At 59.2% G+C, this 16,102-nt stretch carries 28 protein-coding genes; all 28 read left to right on the forward strand.

Features of this window, described 5'->3' with window-relative positions; translation table 11 throughout:
* The 28 genes from CQ015_RS03470 to CQ015_RS03615 all read left to right on the forward strand — a co-directional run bounded on the left by CQ015_RS03470 (position 1) and on the right by CQ015_RS03615 (position 16,073).
* Positions 1–858, forward strand: coding sequence for a hypothetical protein (locus tag CQ015_RS03470; protein ID WP_105649338.1), 858 nt, complete (start codon positions 1–3; stop codon positions 856–858).
* Positions 855–2,012 carry a phage recombination protein Bet gene (gene bet / locus CQ015_RS03475; protein ID WP_105649339.1) on the forward strand — a complete coding sequence of 386 codons (1,158 nt, stop codon included), beginning with the start codon at positions 855–857 and terminating at the stop codon, positions 2,010–2,012. The genes CQ015_RS03470 and bet overlap by 4 nt, the downstream gene beginning before the upstream one ends.
* The gene (locus tag CQ015_RS03480) at positions 2,009–2,350 is read left to right on the forward strand and encodes a hypothetical protein (RefSeq protein WP_105649340.1); all 342 of its coding nucleotides are present in this window, start codon (positions 2,009–2,011) and stop codon (positions 2,348–2,350) included. The genes bet and CQ015_RS03480 overlap by 4 nt, the downstream gene beginning before the upstream one ends.
* 191 nt (positions 2,351–2,541) lie before the next feature.
* Positions 2,542–2,856 carry a hypothetical protein gene (locus CQ015_RS18685; protein ID WP_146114010.1) on the forward strand — a complete coding sequence of 105 codons (315 nt, stop codon included), beginning with the start codon at positions 2,542–2,544 and terminating at the stop codon, positions 2,854–2,856.
* 451 nt (positions 2,857–3,307) lie between these two features.
* A complete protein-coding gene (locus tag CQ015_RS03495; protein WP_105649343.1) occupies positions 3,308–3,856 on the forward strand; it encodes a hypothetical protein in 549 nt (182 codons plus the stop codon).
* The gene (locus CQ015_RS03500; RefSeq protein ID WP_105649344.1) at positions 3,853–4,332 is read left to right on the forward strand and encodes a class I SAM-dependent methyltransferase; all 480 of its coding nucleotides are present in this window, start codon (positions 3,853–3,855) and stop codon (positions 4,330–4,332) included. Before CQ015_RS03495 ends, CQ015_RS03500 begins: the two co-directional genes overlap by 4 nt.
* Before the next feature lie 243 nt (positions 4,333–4,575).
* On the forward strand, positions 4,576–4,887 hold the full coding sequence (locus tag CQ015_RS03505) for a hypothetical protein (protein WP_105649345.1): 312 nt from the start codon (positions 4,576–4,578) through the stop codon (positions 4,885–4,887).
* Positions 4,888–5,373: 486 nt separating this feature from the next.
* The gene (locus tag CQ015_RS19255; protein WP_105649346.1) at positions 5,374–6,936 is read left to right on the forward strand and encodes a DNA cytosine methyltransferase; all 1,563 of its coding nucleotides are present in this window, start codon (positions 5,374–5,376) and stop codon (positions 6,934–6,936) included.
* 13 nt (positions 6,937–6,949) lie between these two features.
* Entirely contained in the window at positions 6,950–7,231 is a 282-nt protein-coding gene (locus CQ015_RS19510) for an NrdH-redoxin (RefSeq protein WP_105649347.1), read from the forward strand.
* Complete coding sequence (locus CQ015_RS03520; protein ID WP_105649348.1) at positions 7,228–7,833, forward strand: hypothetical protein; 606 nt, start codon at positions 7,228–7,230, stop codon at positions 7,831–7,833. The genes CQ015_RS19510 and CQ015_RS03520 overlap by 4 nt, the downstream gene beginning before the upstream one ends.
* A 171-nt stretch (positions 7,834–8,004) precedes the next feature.
* Positions 8,005–8,580 carry a hypothetical protein gene (locus CQ015_RS03525; protein WP_105649349.1) on the forward strand — a complete coding sequence of 192 codons (576 nt, stop codon included), beginning with the start codon at positions 8,005–8,007 and terminating at the stop codon, positions 8,578–8,580.
* Between the two features lie 220 nt (positions 8,581–8,800).
* On the forward strand, positions 8,801–8,929 hold the full coding sequence (locus tag CQ015_RS19265) for a hypothetical protein (RefSeq protein WP_258141570.1): 129 nt from the start codon (positions 8,801–8,803) through the stop codon (positions 8,927–8,929).
* Positions 8,922–9,179 (forward strand): hypothetical protein, encoded by a 258-nt coding sequence (locus tag CQ015_RS03530; protein ID WP_105649350.1) that lies wholly within the window; start codon positions 8,922–8,924, stop codon positions 9,177–9,179. The genes CQ015_RS19265 and CQ015_RS03530 overlap by 8 nt, the downstream gene beginning before the upstream one ends.
* A complete protein-coding gene (locus CQ015_RS03535) occupies positions 9,179–9,619 on the forward strand; it encodes a hypothetical protein (RefSeq protein WP_105649351.1) in 441 nt (146 codons plus the stop codon). The genes CQ015_RS03530 and CQ015_RS03535 overlap by 1 nt, the downstream gene beginning before the upstream one ends.
* Positions 9,616–9,834 (forward strand): hypothetical protein, encoded by a 219-nt coding sequence (locus CQ015_RS03540; RefSeq protein WP_105649352.1) that lies wholly within the window; start codon positions 9,616–9,618, stop codon positions 9,832–9,834. Before CQ015_RS03535 ends, CQ015_RS03540 begins: the two co-directional genes overlap by 4 nt.
* The gene (locus CQ015_RS03545; RefSeq protein WP_105649353.1) at positions 9,806–10,150 is read left to right on the forward strand and encodes a hypothetical protein; all 345 of its coding nucleotides are present in this window, start codon (positions 9,806–9,808) and stop codon (positions 10,148–10,150) included. Before CQ015_RS03540 ends, CQ015_RS03545 begins: the two co-directional genes overlap by 29 nt.
* Positions 10,147–10,479, forward strand: coding sequence for a hypothetical protein (locus CQ015_RS03550; RefSeq protein ID WP_146114011.1), 333 nt, complete (start codon positions 10,147–10,149; stop codon positions 10,477–10,479). The genes CQ015_RS03545 and CQ015_RS03550 overlap by 4 nt, the downstream gene beginning before the upstream one ends.
* Positions 10,479–10,697 carry a hypothetical protein gene (locus CQ015_RS03555; protein ID WP_105649355.1) on the forward strand — a complete coding sequence of 73 codons (219 nt, stop codon included), beginning with the start codon at positions 10,479–10,481 and terminating at the stop codon, positions 10,695–10,697. Before CQ015_RS03550 ends, CQ015_RS03555 begins: the two co-directional genes overlap by 1 nt.
* 558 nt (positions 10,698–11,255) lie before the next feature.
* Entirely contained in the window at positions 11,256–11,525 is a 270-nt protein-coding gene (locus tag CQ015_RS03570; RefSeq protein WP_105649358.1) for a hypothetical protein, read from the forward strand.
* Between the two features lie 291 nt (positions 11,526–11,816).
* Positions 11,817–12,161 carry a hypothetical protein gene (locus tag CQ015_RS03580; protein WP_105649360.1) on the forward strand — a complete coding sequence of 115 codons (345 nt, stop codon included), beginning with the start codon at positions 11,817–11,819 and terminating at the stop codon, positions 12,159–12,161.
* On the forward strand, positions 12,158–12,766 hold the full coding sequence (locus tag CQ015_RS03585; protein ID WP_105649361.1) for a 3'-5' exoribonuclease domain-containing protein: 609 nt from the start codon (positions 12,158–12,160) through the stop codon (positions 12,764–12,766). The genes CQ015_RS03580 and CQ015_RS03585 overlap by 4 nt, the downstream gene beginning before the upstream one ends.
* Positions 12,763–13,104 carry a hypothetical protein gene (locus CQ015_RS03590; protein ID WP_105649362.1) on the forward strand — a complete coding sequence of 114 codons (342 nt, stop codon included), beginning with the start codon at positions 12,763–12,765 and terminating at the stop codon, positions 13,102–13,104. Before CQ015_RS03585 ends, CQ015_RS03590 begins: the two co-directional genes overlap by 4 nt.
* A 13-nt stretch (positions 13,105–13,117) precedes the next feature.
* A complete protein-coding gene (locus CQ015_RS03595; RefSeq protein ID WP_105649363.1) occupies positions 13,118–13,621 on the forward strand; it encodes an HAD domain-containing protein in 504 nt (167 codons plus the stop codon).
* A gap of 588 nt (positions 13,622–14,209) precedes the next feature.
* Positions 14,210–14,800 carry a hypothetical protein gene (locus tag CQ015_RS03600; RefSeq protein WP_105649364.1) on the forward strand — a complete coding sequence of 197 codons (591 nt, stop codon included), beginning with the start codon at positions 14,210–14,212 and terminating at the stop codon, positions 14,798–14,800.
* 22 nt (positions 14,801–14,822) lie between these two features.
* Complete coding sequence (locus tag CQ015_RS03605) at positions 14,823–15,170, forward strand: hypothetical protein (protein ID WP_146114012.1); 348 nt, start codon at positions 14,823–14,825, stop codon at positions 15,168–15,170.
* A complete protein-coding gene (locus tag CQ015_RS18870; protein ID WP_181150339.1) occupies positions 15,167–15,313 on the forward strand; it encodes a hypothetical protein in 147 nt (48 codons plus the stop codon). The genes CQ015_RS03605 and CQ015_RS18870 overlap by 4 nt, the downstream gene beginning before the upstream one ends.
* Before the next feature lie 5 nt (positions 15,314–15,318).
* Positions 15,319–15,840 (forward strand): hypothetical protein, encoded by a 522-nt coding sequence (locus tag CQ015_RS03610; protein WP_105649366.1) that lies wholly within the window; start codon positions 15,319–15,321, stop codon positions 15,838–15,840.
* Positions 15,822–16,073: a hypothetical protein gene (locus CQ015_RS03615; RefSeq protein ID WP_105649367.1), complete on the forward strand. Its 252-nt coding sequence runs from the start codon at positions 15,822–15,824 to the stop codon at positions 16,071–16,073. The genes CQ015_RS03610 and CQ015_RS03615 overlap by 19 nt, the downstream gene beginning before the upstream one ends.
* Positions 16,074–16,102: the final 29 nt, after the last annotated feature.

Genomic DNA, 16,102 nt, shown 5'->3' on the forward strand with positions numbered 1-16,102 from the left:
ATGGTAATCAAGATTGGCGCTAAGCCGACCCCTCCGAAAGCACGCCCCGGCCTGATCTTCCGGGAGGACAACCACACGTACCGCATGAACACTGCCACCAATGGCCCTGAGTATGTGAACGTCAACGGTGTTACGACGATCATCGGCAAGACCCTGGCCAAGCCTCAGCTGGACGATTACAAGCTGAAATCTGTGGCCCGCGTTTTCCGTGAGGACGTTGCCGAGGTGCTGTCGCTTCACGAGGACTACCTCCAGCGCATGGGAACCGCATATTCAGACGAGGCGCGCCGCGCGATTGGGAACATCTTTGATACCAGAATCGTGGAGCTCTCCAACCGTGAGCGTGACATGGCTGGCATCCGTGGAACCAAGATCCACGCTGCCGCCGACCAGGTTGGTGCCGGGAAATCCGTCAAGGTAGCCAAGCCAATTGCCGAGCCGGTGAACCGGTACAGGGAATGGCTGGATGAGAACGACGTGGAAGTCATCCTCTCTGAGCGTCCCTGTGGAAATCGCACCCTTTGGTACGCGGGAACTTTTGACCTCATCGTCAAGTTCCATGCTGGCGAGCATGCCGGCGAGACATGGCTTGTGGACATCAAGACTTCGAAAGGTGTGTACGGCGAAACCTCTCTGCAAGCTGGCGCGTATTCAGCCGCGGAGTTCTATGTGGACGAGGACCTAGTGGACCGTCCCATGCTGCCGGTGGACAAGATCGGCGTTCTGCACCTCACGAATGGCCCCGCGAAGCTCTACTGGCTTGGCGACCTGTCCGCGGCTGTCCATGAATTTGAAGCCATTCTCACCCTCCATAAGTCGCGTAAGCGCCGAGACGACCTGATTAGGAGAGCATCATGAGCGCAATCGCTGTGCAGTCCCAAGCAACTGCGCTGGCAATCGGAACTGATCAGCACGAGTTCAACAATGCTCAGGTGGCCACGCTGGCTCAGCTGGGCGTGGTGAACGCTGACCGCGCGAACCTGGCCGTGTTCTTCCACCAGTCCAAGCGCACCGGGCTAGACCCGTTCGCGAAACAGATCTACATGATCGCCCGCAACTCTAAAGAGTGGGACCCGGAGCGCCGGGAAAAGGTCAACAAGGTTAAGTACACGATCCAGACCGGTATCGATGGGTACCGTCTGATCGCACGCCGCGGCGCCGACAAAGCCAAGGTGGCGCTGTCTGTGGATGACACGCAGTGGTGTGGCATGGATGGGGTCTGGCAAGACGTTTGGCTGTCCCCTCAACCGCCGTTGGCTGCCAAGGTCACGGTGTGGCGCGGGAACGAGCATTTCAGCTCTGTCGCTTTGTGGCATGAGTACGTGCAGACGTACTACGACAAGGACAGCCAACAGCAAGTCCCGAATTCGATGTGGAAGAAAATGCCAGCATCGCAACTCGCGAAGTGCGCCGAGGCCCTGGCCTACCGCAAAGCTTTCCCGCTGGATCTGTCTGGTATCTACACGGACGAGGAGATGCCGAGCATTGGCGACCCGGCGCCGGTGAGCGATGAGGCTGCCGAGGTTACTGTGCAACCGCGCATCCGCACCACTTCACAAGGCCCTGCCGCGCCTGTACAGGCCGAGGCTCCGGCTGAGGTTGTGGATGAGGCGCAGGAAGCCCCGGAGTCACCTGCTCAGGATGAACCCGTGGAGGAGGCGCAGGAACCCGCTGTGGCCCCTAACGAGCCAGTAGTGGAGCAACAGCCCGAACCGCCTGTAGACGAGCCCACCAGTGACCCGTGGACTGATGGGGCGCCCGTTCCGGCTGCACCGGCTGAGCCGACACAGGACGCTCTCCCAGAACCGGCCCCGGTGCCTCCCGCACCAGAGCCGGAACCAACAGCATCAACTGATCAGCAAAAGCAGATCAACGCGAAGCTCCAGACCATGGGTGTCAAAAACAAGACCCAGGCCAGCACGATCCTGTCCAACTATGCAGGACGGCAGATCGATCACTCGAAAGAGCTGACCGTGTCTGAGGCCCTTGGATTCTTGGAGTCGACATCGTGAGTGACTACGCCAAGATCTACGAACGCGACGGGTACAGGTGCCCGCACTGTGGGCACCGCGCGACATCAGTCCAGCACCGGATGAACCGGCAGATGGGCGGCTCTCGTGCACCAATGCGGAATGCGCCGTCGAACCTGCTGGCATTCTGCTGGGCCGGGAATGTGGACATGGAGGGCAACTCGGAGACTGCGCGGGATGCCCTGGCCAAAGGCTGGAAGATCCCCACCACCGAGGACCCCAAGCTAGTCCCCTACTACGACGTGATGGACAACTGCTGGTACCTGCTGGACGACGACTACATGCGGGAACCGTATTACGCACCAGAAACGGAGGAGTAATGGCTGGGGAGTATGTGCTACTGCGGCGGTCTATCTGGGCTGACGACTCGTTCACGCTGCTCTCCCCCATGGCTCAGTGGCTGTATTTCGCAGTTCTAAGTGGCCCCTCGCTGGAGCTGAACGGCGTGTGTGAGTGGAGGCGGAAGCACCTGCTGAAACGGGCCGCGTCGCTCACGGAGGATGTCCTGGACATGGCAGAGCTGGAGTTACGAGAAAAGCGGTGGCTTGTCGTGGATGACGAAACCGAGGAGGCACTGTTGACCCGTTTTGTTCGGGAGGACGGTCTGCTCAAGCAACCGAATATGGGTGTCGCCGTCCATCGGCTGTATCCACGGATAGCTTCCCCGAAGCTTCGAGGCGTGTTCGTTTGGGAGCTTCAACGGTTGCAGATGGATCACCCGGATCTCGGAGCTTTCAAGCCGGATAAGAACGGTAGGAAACCTGTGGTGCTGGAGCTGCTGGGGAACCGGGCTATCGACCCGTGGGGCGATGGTTTTGAAATCTGAGCAGGGAGGAACCCCTCCGCCACCCCCTCCCGAAACACTTCCGTAAAGGGATCGATAAAGGGATACGGAAACCCTTTACGGAACCCTTTCTAACCCCTAAACCGAACCCTCCCAGAAAGGGATCGATAAAGGGATGCCCCACTACTAACTACTTAACTACCTACTACCTACACCAGACATCCAACTACCGAATCGTTGCGTTTCTTAACAAAGGGGCCGGTGAAATTTTGAACGACAAACAAGCAAGGCCTGGGTGGCGCGAACGCCTCGCTGCCGACATCGAAGCCGGCAGACAAGAGCAGAAACGCCGAATCGAAAACATCGAAGCGGAGCACCTGAACTACGAGCGCCGCTTACGGAAATTCAAAGAGGCCAGAGGCCTTAGCAAATACATCCCACGGGAACCAACCGCTATCGAGCGGTCCCAACCACGAGAGGAGGAGGAACCGGAATGGTAAACGAATGCGTTCTTGGCTTGGACCTGTCGCTCACGTCTACTGGCCTGTCCATGGCTTATCTCGACGGGTCCCCTATGAAAGTTGGGACGGTCACGTCCAAGGGCTCCAAGGATGCGTCCTGGGCTGAGCGTAGCGAACGCATGGACAAGATCTTGACGGACATCGCCGCTTGGACTGACCGCAACTGGGAGGGGAACTTGAAAGCCGTCGTCATGGAGGGCCCGTCCTACGGCTCCACCGTGGGACACCAGCATGACCGCTCCGGGCTGTGGTGGATGGTGTACAACCGATTCTCGAGGCAGCACACCGTGTTCGTCGTCCAGCCTCAGACTCGCGCCAAGTACGCGACCGGCATGGGCAACGCTGGCAAGGATACGGTCCTCGCGGCGACGGTAAAGCAATTCCTGTCCGTGGACATCACGAACAACGATATTGCCGACGCTGTGCAGCTGGCCGCGATGGGCGCCCGGAAGCTGGGCTGGCCTATCGACGGCGCTAAGTCCGCCAAGTGCTTGGAAGCTTTTGACAAGGTGTCGACGTGAGCAAACCTGTCCTGGACCCGGCTTCCGGCAGTCGCATGTTCTACTTCGACCCCGCCGACTCACGAGTCCTGTTCGGAGACATTCGCAGCGAGGAGCACGTCCTTTGCGACGGGCGCGCGCTGAGCATCACCCCGGACGTGTACATGGATTTCCGTGAGCTGCCGTTCCCGGATGAATCATTCAGAGTCGTCGTCTTTGACCCGCCGCATCTCGTGAAAGCCGGTCCCAAGTCTTGGCAAGCGGCCAAGTACGGGCGGCTGAACGTTGAAACCTGGCGCGAAGATCTGACTGCCGGCTTCACGGAGTGCTTCCGAGTGCTCAAGCCGGAGGGAGTGCTGATCTTCAAATGGAACGAAACCCAGATCAAGGTGCGGGAAATCCTCGCTCTCACTGATCAGAAACCGCTCATAGGGCATATGTCAGGCAAGGCCATGAAAACGCATTGGCTGACGTTCATGAAAGGTATCGCGTCATGAGTAACCGTCGTTTCAACGAGCAGCACCCTCGGTGCCCGTTCTGCGGAGCCTGGGCGCAATGGGACGGCGTGGAGCTCATCTGTAACAACGTGAGGTGCCAGCGGGGACCTGCTCCCGGCTCAGCATCCGCCAAAGGCCAGAAATCAAAGATCTGTGGACGCTGCCCGCTCCACCGGATGCCGAAAGCAAGACCAGTACAGCCCATCGACGGGCAACTGACATTAGACCTAGGAGGTGATCCAGATGAATGAGGACAAGCTGCAGATAGTCATCACACAGAAAGTGCTAGACAAGGCGACGGCCCTTTACCGCAAGGCCTACACGAGCGAGTACCTGGATCTCCTCGCCGGTTCTTGTCCCCTACCCGTAGTCAACGTGATCACCCGGTACGAATGGGCAGAAGTCAAGATCGCGTCATGCTGCCTCGGCGTCGCGCTGGGCATCGACTTCGACCAGCGGAAGCTCGCGGAGCAGCACAAAACCTACATCACCGTCGCGAAACTCATCGTGAAAAATCGTGACGCTGAACGGGCCACCGAGTTGGACCAGCAATGACGTCCGCTATCAACCCGGATCACGGGTACCTCATGTGGAAAGAGGCGCGTGATGCACGTATCGCAGCCAATGGCGGGCCCGCCCCGGTAGTAGTGCCATGTGGGACTGTCGAGGGATTCAACGAGCACATGCGCAACAAGGAACAGTCGTGCGGACCGTGCCGGAAAGCTAAGCGGGAATGGTACGCAGACCGCACCGTCGAATCGGCCCCACTCAGTAGACCGCTCCAACCTTGTGGCACCCCTGCAGCCTACGGGCGGCACATCAAAAAGGGCGAACCGCCTTGCGAGGAGTGCACGGCAGCTAACACGGCATACAAGCGGACGGTGACAGGTGCCAAACCGCGGGGTCCGGCAAAGTGCGGGACCCCTGCGGGTAGGTCCCGGCATGCAAGAGAGGGGACCGCTATTTGCGACCCGTGTCGAGACGCTTTCAACGCCCGCCGGCGAGAGATCGCCGCAATAAAACGAGAACTGAGGGAAAAGAATGACAACGATAACTGACATGTTCTGTGGTGCCGGTGGATCGTCGACCGGTCTGCTGGAGATCCCAGGCGTGACGGTGAAAACCGCAATGAACCACTGGGCGCGCGCTATCGAGACGCACAACACGAATCATCCAGACACTGACCATGTTCTCGCGGACATCAAGAACACCGATCCGCGCTACATCGCCGGGAGTGATGTTCTATGGGCTTCGCCGGAGTGCACGAACCACTCGGTGGCCAAGGGCAAGCGCCGTGCGACGAATCAGCCGGACTTGTTCGGGGACAGCATCGCGGATGAGGCCGCGGAGAAGTCACGGGCGACCATGTGGGACGTTCCCCGGTACGCCGAGCAGCACAAGTACAAGATCATCATGACTGAGAACGTGGTGGACGCCGCGCGCTGGGTGATGTTTGAGGCCTGGCTGCATGCCATGGAGCTATTGGGGTATGAGCACCACATCGTGTATCTGAACAGCATGCACGCCCAGCTGGGCGGGCTCCCGGCCCCTCAGTCGAGGGACCGCATGTATGTCGTTTTCTGGATCAAGGGAAACCCGAAGCCGGACTTCGACAAGCTCCGCCCGGAGGCGTACTGCCCGACGTGCGACAAGGTTGTGCGCGCGGTGCAGTCGTTCAAAAACGGGAAGCGTTGGGGCCGGTACCGCGCCCAATACGTCTATCGCTGTCCTCACACCACGTGCCGTAATCAGATCATCGAGCCGGCCTGGCTGCCAGCGGCCCACGCTATCGACTGGACCATTCGTGGGCAGAGGATTGGCGACCGCAAAAAGGCCCTCGCTGATAAGACCATGGCCCGCATCAAGGCTGGGCTGGAGAAGTACGGCAGTGCACGGATCGCGATTGACGCGGTGCGCGGTTCGCAGATCCTCGCGGATGTGGATTCTGAGCCGTTCGCGACTCAGACCACCGCATATACCCGTGGCCTGTTGACCCCGCTCATCGTGAACAATCTCAGCGGCTCCGACTCGACCCGCACTGACACCGTGGATGGGACCCTCCGAACGCTCGTCGCCGGCGGGCTGCACGAGTCTCTGCTGATCCCAGTTGAGGGACGGGACGGGAAGTACGCGCAGCTGGTCCACGAGGCCATGCGCACGCAGACGACCCGCAATGAAACCGGCCTGTTGACTACGCCTGGGCATCACATGCTCATGGAGTATTACGGCAACGGCGTGACGCACCCATTGTCCAAGGCAATCCCGACGATCCCGACTGTGGACCGCTTCGCAATGATCACGACCATGCGAGGCACCGCGGAAAACCAGCTGTCCAACAGCTCCCGGCCAACGTCGGACCCGCTGGGCACGCTGACCGCTGGCGGGAACCACCACGGGCTCACCGAATGGACCGTTGAGGACATCAACGAGTGCGAGTTCCGAATGCTGGAACCGCACGAGATCAGCGCTGGCATGGCGTTCCCCAAGGACTACATCATGACCGGCAACAAACGCGAACAGGTCAAACAGGCCGGCAACGCGGTAACCCCGCCAGCGGCTCGCGACATCGGCACCGTGGCAGTTGAATCACTGCTCGCTAACTAACCCAGGAGACAAGATGACTATCAACCTTTACACCCCCGCCGAGGGTTGCGTGCAGTGCAACGCCACCATACGGACGCTGGACAAGCTAGGCGTGAAGTACAACAAGTTCACTGCCGACCCTGCGGAGGACGTGGACGGACTCCTCGGTGAGGCTATCCGCGAACGTGCCGCACAGGGGAACCTCGGGCAGCAATTCCCGTTCGTGCAGATCTTCAACGAGGAGCACGAGCTGACCGCGGAGTGGTGCGGGAACCGCCCGGACATGATCGCCACACACGTTCAGGCAGCGCTATGACAGTCCAACCAGATCACCTGACGGAATACCTGAGCGAACGGCAGAAACGCGCCGAAATTCAGGAGCGACTACTCGAAGCGCGCCGCGCCGTCGGCAGGGCGCAACTGCAAGCCAACCAGATTTTGCGTGATGCACAAGCCGAGAGCAGCCGGCTCATAGCCAACGCGGAGATGCACAAGCAACAGATCCTCCGGGACGCGCATATTGAAGCGCGGGACATCATCCGGCACGCTAACGACCTGTCGGCACGGGCGAACGTTCTGCTGAAAAACACGGAAGCCCGCACCGAGACGATGATCAAGCAAGCGTCCAAGCGTGTGGAGGATTCCAAGTCCCGCCGGGACACGATCATCGCCGGCGCTTATGCGCATAAGCGCCGCATCCTGACCGGCGCGAAAGCGGCCACTGGGGACATCGACCTGCTGTATGCGTCTGCTGAACGGGACTGCCAGCGTATTCGCCGGCTGGCTCGTGTGGAGGCTGAGAAAGACGTGAAGCTGATCCGGGAGAAAGCCCGTAATGAGGGGCTGGCCATGGCGGACGTTGAGTTGGACCGGCGGACGCAACGGGACATGCACCTGTCGTTAGAGAACAGGTCTTGATGCCATGGGACGCAAGGATTATGTGCTCCCTGGGGCGTGCAATCGGAAGTGCTGCTGGACCCCGTTCGGATGTGCTCGTAAAGGTGCGTGTGCTTGCCACCAACCAAAGGTGAGGCGGGTATATGGCGCCCCGGACAACTGGATTTTCAAACCAATAGGTAAGGACAAGTCATGAGTGGAACCGTGAACGTTGAGGAACGTTTGGCGATGAGCTTGGACACGATCAAGTTTCTGCGGGCTAAGCGACTTGAGGACGCCCTAGAGATTTCGGCGCTTGGCACACGCCTCGACCGAGCCAACGAATCGCACCGCCTCGCTGACGCCCTGATCCGCGCAGTGCTGGAAGTGCTTGGAGGCGGGCCGGAAACTGACCCGATTATCAAGGCGCGCCAGATCGTTTCCCGCCTCGAACAGGCTGAATGGGAGCGGGCTATCCAGGTCAACGTGGTCAAGACGTTGTCTGAACGAAACATTGAGCTTACCGAACGCGCTAACAAGGCTGAGCAGGATTTATCTGCGGCTCGCACGAAGCTGATCGAGTACAAAACCGCACTCACCAACACCGAACAGGCCGTGCAACGGGTGCGGGAAGTGGCGGAAGCGTGGAAGTCCCGTGGTGAGCACGACATGGAATATTCCAAAACCATCCCGCCTGACATTGGCGAGATTATCAACGAGGGTGGCGCCGAAATGGTCCACAAAGCGAACCTGGTCGACCGCGCACTGGACGGTGATACCCGTGGATGAGCAAATGTGCTACGTCTGCTGGGGTGATGGTGAGAACATCAAGCGCGGACCCTGCCGAACCTGCCAGGGCACCGGAGTTGTTACTCGCACCGGCCCTTATCGTCTCGCTGACGGCACATGGTCAGACGGGGTGGGTAGGACTGTTCCGATCAGCCATTTAGGGTACGGGGACAATAACCCTACCCGTCTGGCCGTCTGCCAATTCGGCGGAAAATGGGCTGTGCTTCGCGGACAAACCACGATTGGCAGCGACGGTGTCGGCTGGCATAACTCCCACGCCGAAGCTATCGACTACGCGGATAAACATGCCCGTATGGCACGCACCAACCAAGGAGAAAACAATGACTGACCTACCGGGCAACCCGCATGCACGGGCAATAGAGCAGCTAGACGCGGAAGTGGGAGATCGCAAATTCTCTCCCAACGTGGCGCACGCACTAATGCAATCCAAGTTGGTCAGCGCTACCTTGTCCCTCGCATATGAGCAGCGCACCGCGACACTGGTGCACGCGCTTCTCAGCGACAGCCTCGTGACAGACGGAAAGTACGACGACATACAAGCTGAGGTTCGCGAACGCCTCGGACTAGGAGACAAGTAATGACTACCAAGACTTTCAACAGTGACAGCACTGACGGCCGGGCGCTGGAAGTAGGCAGGAACGGTGAACGCCCGTGGCTGAACATCCGCGAGTTCGACCTTGAAAACACGATGTTCATGCTCGCCCCGTCCGACGCGCCCGCACTAGCCCTCGCAATCCTCGAAGCGGCGGGGGTGGAAGTAATCCCGTTCGATGAAGGGCCTGAAACTGAGGCGGGGCACGCAGTATGGGCGCTACGCCACCACATGCAGGAAGCCGAAGCCAAAGCCGCCGAAGCCAAAGACAAAGCGGAGTTGGAAGCCGAAGCGCGTGACTTTTACGATGTCTACCATTCGGCAGCTGATTGGCCATATCAAGACTGGGTAATGCTGGAAGAGCGTTATAAGGCGCAGTTCATCGCTGTTGCTCGTCACGCCCGTGAAATGAGGGCAGAGAAGTGATTGAGCCAATCCTTGCAGTAACTGAAACGGAATGGTCAGTGCAAGAAGTCTTTGATGGGCACGACGAGGAGATAACTTTCGACACGGAAGAGAACGCCGTCTTTTTCTGGCGAGAGAATCAGCCGTCGATCCTGAAACGCACAGTCATCGAGCATTACGTCACCCCGGAGAAGAAAGCAGAATTCGATGAACTCCAAGCCAGCAAAACCGACTAACCAGCCCCCGCTAAACCCGGACGCGCTCGAAGCGGCCGCGAAAGCACTGCTCGCGGTGCAACAGCCCGAAGTCTCGGCAGAGTACGCGTGGAACGTGCAGTTTGAGGATGGACGCGACGAACTGCGAAATGAAGCCCGCGCCGCCGTCACCGCTTACCTCGCTGTCGCCCATCCGGTAGTGAACAGCGATAAGGCTTCCGCATGGGATGAGGGGTTCAAGGCTGGATGGGAAGAAGCCAAAGACCCTGGCGCGTTCGTGAATGACGTATGGGACTCTGAAACGCCTAACCCGTACCGCCCGGAGGTGAAGTCATGACTTGGAAACTAGGCGACCGAGTGCAGATCTCGCACCGGCTGAACAAGCAGACATGGGACCCGGAAACACACCGGATCTTTGAAGTGGACACCACACCGTGGGAGAAGCCCGGACGCATGGTCAGTGAGAAACGCTGGACACCGCGCCCGTTCAACCGGGAGGGCGTCATCGTGGGCATGCGCATCGTCACGAACAACTGGGTATCCGGCGACGAATACGGCGCTGGCCTCGCGGTGGCGACCAAGCACATCACCACGTACCTCGTCGCCTACGACATGCGCAAAGCGCCGGTCAACGTCGACCCCGAACATATGGTGCGGGTCCCGTAATGAAAATCGACATAGGAGGCCATGAGGTCACCCTCAAAACCCCGGAGAACTCGATCATCACCGGCGCCCTCACCATCGTCACGTACCAGTTCATCGACGAGGCCGGGGAAACCGTGGGAGGCACCTACTGGAACCACTCAGGGGTCACCCGTCCAACGGCTATCGGCATGGTCCGACTCGCGCAGGTAGCCCTCGAAAACAACAGGAACTACGAATGAGGATCTACCGCGCGAGCCCGGAGTACACCGGGGCGCAACTACACCAAATGGCCGACATTTTGGAGAGTCTCGCCCCACTTATCACAGTCGCGGACATCGAACGCCTGGGCGACTGCATGGCAGGAACCCAAAGGAACCCGGAACCCCTTATAGGGAACACCACCAAAAAGTACCCAACCAGTCGCCCCGCATGGGACAGGAGGAAACGCAGATGAGAACTCGACCAGTAGGCGTCCCCGGACAGCAGCTCCCAACCATGTCCCACGAATGCGGGTACGACGGCGGAGACGACAACGCCCCAATTTGCGGGAAACCATCCGAATACCATGTGTTCGCCGGCAGCCCCGCAACCGGCCCAGGCAACTACTCCATGCACTCATGCGCAACCCATCTTTTCGCAGCACTTACAGTGGCGTTCGACTGGCACCCCACCGCCCTAGTGTGTGGTGTCCCCGGCACGATCTGGCAATCAAAAGGCCAGCAGGGAGACGGATTCTGCTACTGGCCGGAAGCCGAGAAAGCGTATGCAGAAGCCCTCGAACCCAAGAAAGTCGAACTATGAACCTCCAAGAGCTAGAAGCCCGCCTCATCCGCACCGACGACACCAACATGGACCTCATCCGGGAACTCCGCCACCGCTGGCTCGTCGACGACACCCGCAACCACCGCCGGAAGCTCACGATCTTCCGGCACCCGCTGAACCCGTATGACCACCGCCAGATCCACACGTATTTGCGGGACAGCGGCGTCCCGGATCACGCGGACATCGAGCACGGACACACGTTCATGTACACCACCGTGCAAGCTGACTGGAGCGAGGCGCTATGACCATCCAAGAAATCCTCGAAGCGCACCAACAGGTTCCCGGTCACTACGACTGCCGATGCGGGTGGGAACGAGAGGCGTTCACCGGATATATCAGCCACCGCGCTCATGTTGCCGAGGTGCTGGACAAACACATGCAGGAGCGAGAGCAGAAATCTCTAGCTGCTCACCGCCGAGAGTGGGCTGACTATATCGAGAACTGGCACTCGACAGTCGGAGCTCCAATCTGTCACGTCGACACAGTGATTCAGGCTCTCCGATCTAATCACTTACCATTCGGAAAGGCCGCCACCAATGGGCGCTAATGAGAAGCTACAAGCCGCAATGCACGGCTGGACTCCAGATACCAGTTTCGTGATGGGCGGATATGAGTATGGCCGGGTGCAGGGGTGCAAGGTTTCGGCAGTAGTAGCACGCGCTGAGTTCGACCGCTGGCTGAACCAGGTGTACGCCGAGGCGCAAGCGAAAGCCTTGGAAGAGGTCTCTAGTGAACTCAAAAGCGAATCCGAAACATTTGCGAACACTGCTGAACGGCTCACCGGCGACGACAACACCCGCTACTTCGCATACGCAGCAGCCCGGAAAAGTATCGCGTATCGGCTCAAACGGACCGCACAACAGCTCAGGGAGCAATCATGAAATATTTTTATGACACCGAGTTCTTAGAAGACGGTAAATCCATTGAATTGATCAGCATTGGAATCGTCGCAGAGGACGGACGCGAATACTACGCAGTCAACTCAGACATGCCAGTAGAGCGCATCAAAAAGCATGAATGGCTCATGCGCAACGTGTTCCCCTCCCTGCCCATGGGGAATGTCGCCGAACGGGCGGTCAAGGAATACACCGACAGTAGCCCGAACTATCACCCCTTGCCGTCGCTGGGAAACGTCGAACTCGACCTCACCTCAACCCTCGTAAAGCCGGTCTGGGTGATCCGCAACGAGGTCCGCGAATTCCTGCTATTCGACGACACCGACCACGTGAACAAGTTCGACCGGACCCAACCCGAACTATGGGCATGGTACTCCGCATACGACCACGTTGTCCTCGCCCAACTGTTCGGCCCCATGATCCTCATGCCCAAGGGAATCCCGATGTACACCAACGATGTCCGCTCGCTCTCAGAGTGGACTGGCGTGCTCAGGCTGCCCCGGCAACAGGATGGAGCGCATAACGCGCTAGCAGACGCACGGCACGTCAAAACCATGCACAACCACATCGTCAAGGAAAGCATCCGATGAGCCAACGATTCAGCGACGCAGAGATAGCCGCCGAATTCTGGGCAGCCTGCTTTGATACCGTATCCGAAGCATGGACAAAGGGCACCGGTTCAGAGAAGTTCAACACCCTCTCAGAACGGGCACAAACCCTAGACCGCTTCGCCCACCTCCCCCACGCCAACGGCGACGATGAGTACCGGGCGTGGAAGTTCGGCCCCCTGGACGCACCATGCACCAATTGCGGACACATAACCGATGACCACACCGAGAACCAACCTCATCCTTGCTACGGCGGCGGCTACTCAGGCATCAACAAGTGCAGCTGCCCAGGACTCGCAAACGGAATCTACCCACGCTGAAAGGAATGATCCAGTGAACACCATCATCTACCTCGACGTTGACGGGGTAATCAACGCAATCCGCAACGGCACACCATCCCAGAAACGCACCGGCTTCACAGACTTCAAACGCGCCAACATCAACGGCTATCAGATCCAGTGGGCACAAGAGCTCATAGATCACCTCAATGCCCTAGCCACCCGTGACGGCGTAACCATCAAATGGCTCACCACCTGGGAACACGATGCAGCTCAAACCCTGTCACCACAGATCGGACTCAACGGGCAGAACTGGGAAGTCCTCACTGGCGATCAGCACGCATGGCAAGGCCGAGACTGGTGGAAGCTCAAAGCGATCCAGGCAGACACCGCCACACACAAACCGGACCTCGCAATCTGGATAGACGACGACATCCGCTTAGAACGTGAAGCGATGATGTGGACACTCACCACCGAGGGCGTCATGGTGTTCAGCCCCGACCCTCAGGACGGACTCACCCAAGACGACATCAACACCCTCACCGCCGAACTCAACTAGACCCCATACAAAGACTTGAGGCCGTACACAGTATTCGTGTACGGCCTCAAACATGCCCAAAAATAACAACCTATAACGATCCTTTTCACCACTTAGGCTCACACATCTTATAGATACGTTGCCGAGACACCCCCAACACCTCCCCCAACCCCGTGGCTGACTCCCCCGCATCCAACGCCTCACGCACCGCCACCTCCCGCAACACCGCCAAACGCTCCACCCTAGCCTTAGCAGCCCGCCAAGCCTTATCAGCACTAGCAACATCGCTAAGCACGTCCCCCATGAAACACCCCCGAAAACACAATAAAAAACAATGACAACACAACGTTGACACAAAACAAACCGACAACACAAGGTTGACAGTCACCCAGTAGCTCGTAAGGGCGCCGGGCGACGCTCACGCGTGACAACCTCCCATTTGCACGACTGCCCTGCCAGGCCTGATTAAGTTTTGGGTTAGAGTGACTTGTTTTTGAGTCAATATCGTGGCATCCTGAGAGCACAGTCACACCGCAGGGTTTGAGCGACAGCTCCCCGAGTAGCCGCGAGGCACACCAAACACAAAACTCACCGCCAAGGGAACACACCATGAAAACGACAGACGATCTGGCAGTAGGCGAAAAGATTCTTGTATTCGTCCCCAATGAGGGCTGGCTCTCCGGGCACATCACCGACGGGAAAGACTTCTCCGGGATGTACGGGATTCACGGGCCGGCTGAGGGGCGTTTCGCCCACGACCGCCGAGCACATATTTCGTCGATCATTCCGCATCCAGGCGTGCAGCTGAAAAAGGATGTCTACGTGGAGGCGCATCTTCTCGCTGGGCAGTGGATCGCCGAGGAGGGTTGGTATCCGGGGCGCATCCTCGATGTGTCGATGAGGTTCATCCGCATTGCTGCCGCGAACGAGGCCGGCGCCGTCCATGAGCACGTCGTATCTCCTGAGCTGGTCCGGGCTTTGCAGGACACCAGTGTCCCCGCCGCGAACAAGGGCAAAGCGAAACTCTGGGCGCCCCCTGAACTGGAAGCACCCGCCGCCGGTGAGTCGCGTTACTCCCTCGCAGACATGGACCGCCGCATCCACGCTTTGGAAGCCGCAAAAGGCCTCCTCGCATCCTCCAACCTCATCGACATCATGACGCTCACCCGCTTCATCCTCGACGGGCAAGACAATGCGTAGGCAGACCCGTTTCACCATCACGATGAGCAGCCTCGCAGGGCTCACCCTCCTGCCAGGCGGGCTGATCATGCTGGATCTCCTCCGCCTCCCGTCGTATCTGGCAGTGCCGACCGTGGCATTCACCTCGACGATCACGGGCATGGTCATCCTCCTCGCTGGGGCGTTTGCGCTCCTGTTCATCGTTGGGCTGATCAATGAGGGCTGGGCGATCCTCCGGGAACGCCGGCAAGAGCGCCGAGCAGAACGAGCCAAGCGCCGCAAAGCCGAGCGGGCCACGCTCCAACTCCAAGTAGACGAGTCACGCTTCCGAATGCGTGAAGCCGTATCACGAGCCACCGACAGCTACTCAATGCGGGAGGGCAACGAATGATCCCCTCACGGCAGCCAGCCCGCGGCCTACACCTCGCCGGCCTCGCCCTCATCTTCATCACGATCACCGTGTACCAAAAACTCCCCACCATGCTCGCGAACCTCGCCCGCCGCATGGAACACCACCTATTCGACAAGGACTGACCGAAATGTCACCGACCACCAGCGTCACACCAAGGCTCCGCACCGACAGGTACGGGCGCATCAACCAGCACCGGGTCCGCATCTTCAAAGACCCGTACTCGTATCCCTCGTGGATTGTGTACCTGGGCCAGCACTGGGTAGGCAACGCGCATTCCCTCACCGTCGCTCACATCGCGGGCCGTGTGCTCCGAACCAACCGGCTGATCTACCTGAACAACCCGTCCTGCCAGGAACTCCTGATCCCCATGGTCACCCATGGTGTGGCAGTTGCTGGGCATCACGAGCACTGGACGCCCGCTGAGTACGGGAAGCACCACGACGGGGAACCAATCGAGCCCCCTCGCTTCGCCGCCGGCGGGCGCATCCCTGCAGACCACCAGTTCCCCGCAGCGTCACCGCACTTCATCGTCCACAGCGACGGCGCACTGCAGCAGCTCGTCGACATCGCACCACCACCAACCAACGCACTCAAAACATGGGACCAAAAAACCCCCGAGGAACGCTACGAATGGCCCCTCCCACGATAGACGACTGGGCAGACATCCAAATGGACTCCCCAACCTACCGACCCCTGTTCACATTCCGTGACCTCACCAACCGACGAACCCTCGTCACCTGGCAGACCCACGACACCCAAGGCCACATCACCGGCGCCGGACACGCAGTATTCGAAAGCATCACACACGCCCGCGAATACAAGCACCACCCAGGCCACGTCCCCGCAGCCGCGAAAGCCTACATAGAAAGAGCTCTCCAATGAACCGCGACACAGCTCCCATCAACACGAAC

The sequence above is a fragment of the Arthrobacter sp. MYb221 genome, from assembly GCF_002979835.1.
In the GTDB taxonomy this organism is placed as follows: Bacteria; Actinomycetota; Actinomycetes; order Actinomycetales; family Micrococcaceae; genus Glutamicibacter.

Excerpts from the sequence above, each read along its gene's own strand:
- CQ015_RS03470 (WP_105649338.1), top strand. The coding sequence starts at position 1 with ATGGTAATCAAGATTGGCGCTAAGCCGACCCCTCCGAAAGCACGCCCC.
- bet (WP_105649339.1), top strand. The coding sequence starts at position 855 with ATGAGCGCAATCGCTGTGCAGTCCCAAGCAACTGCGCTGGCAATCGGA.
- CQ015_RS18685 (WP_146114010.1), top strand. The coding sequence starts at position 2,542 with ATGGCAGAGCTGGAGTTACGAGAAAAGCGGTGGCTTGTCGTGGATGAC.
- CQ015_RS03495 (WP_105649343.1), top strand. The coding sequence starts at position 3,308 with ATGGTAAACGAATGCGTTCTTGGCTTGGACCTGTCGCTCACGTCTACT.
- CQ015_RS03505 (WP_105649345.1), top strand. The coding sequence starts at position 4,576 with ATGAATGAGGACAAGCTGCAGATAGTCATCACACAGAAAGTGCTAGAC.
- CQ015_RS19255 (WP_105649346.1), top strand. The coding sequence starts at position 5,374 with ATGACAACGATAACTGACATGTTCTGTGGTGCCGGTGGATCGTCGACC.
- CQ015_RS19510 (WP_105649347.1), top strand. The coding sequence starts at position 6,950 with ATGACTATCAACCTTTACACCCCCGCCGAGGGTTGCGTGCAGTGCAAC.
- CQ015_RS03520 (WP_105649348.1), top strand. The coding sequence starts at position 7,228 with ATGACAGTCCAACCAGATCACCTGACGGAATACCTGAGCGAACGGCAG.
- CQ015_RS03525 (WP_105649349.1), top strand. The coding sequence starts at position 8,005 with ATGAGTGGAACCGTGAACGTTGAGGAACGTTTGGCGATGAGCTTGGAC.
- CQ015_RS03530 (WP_105649350.1), top strand. The coding sequence starts at position 8,922 with ATGACTGACCTACCGGGCAACCCGCATGCACGGGCAATAGAGCAGCTA.
- CQ015_RS03535 (WP_105649351.1), top strand. The coding sequence starts at position 9,179 with ATGACTACCAAGACTTTCAACAGTGACAGCACTGACGGCCGGGCGCTG.
- CQ015_RS03545 (WP_105649353.1), top strand. The coding sequence starts at position 9,806 with ATGAACTCCAAGCCAGCAAAACCGACTAACCAGCCCCCGCTAAACCCG.
- CQ015_RS03550 (WP_146114011.1), top strand. The coding sequence starts at position 10,147 with ATGACTTGGAAACTAGGCGACCGAGTGCAGATCTCGCACCGGCTGAAC.
- CQ015_RS03555 (WP_105649355.1), top strand. The coding sequence starts at position 10,479 with ATGAAAATCGACATAGGAGGCCATGAGGTCACCCTCAAAACCCCGGAG.
- CQ015_RS03570 (WP_105649358.1), top strand. The coding sequence starts at position 11,256 with ATGAACCTCCAAGAGCTAGAAGCCCGCCTCATCCGCACCGACGACACC.
- CQ015_RS03580 (WP_105649360.1), top strand. The coding sequence starts at position 11,817 with ATGGGCGCTAATGAGAAGCTACAAGCCGCAATGCACGGCTGGACTCCA.
- CQ015_RS03585 (WP_105649361.1), top strand. The coding sequence starts at position 12,158 with ATGAAATATTTTTATGACACCGAGTTCTTAGAAGACGGTAAATCCATT.
- CQ015_RS03590 (WP_105649362.1), top strand. The coding sequence starts at position 12,763 with ATGAGCCAACGATTCAGCGACGCAGAGATAGCCGCCGAATTCTGGGCA.
- CQ015_RS03600 (WP_105649364.1), top strand. The coding sequence starts at position 14,210 with ATGAAAACGACAGACGATCTGGCAGTAGGCGAAAAGATTCTTGTATTC.
- CQ015_RS03605 (WP_146114012.1), top strand. The coding sequence starts at position 14,823 with ATGAGCAGCCTCGCAGGGCTCACCCTCCTGCCAGGCGGGCTGATCATG.
- CQ015_RS18870 (WP_181150339.1), top strand. The coding sequence starts at position 15,167 with ATGATCCCCTCACGGCAGCCAGCCCGCGGCCTACACCTCGCCGGCCTC.
- CQ015_RS03610 (WP_105649366.1), top strand. The coding sequence starts at position 15,319 with ATGTCACCGACCACCAGCGTCACACCAAGGCTCCGCACCGACAGGTAC.
- CQ015_RS03615 (WP_105649367.1), top strand. The coding sequence starts at position 15,822 with ATGGCCCCTCCCACGATAGACGACTGGGCAGACATCCAAATGGACTCC.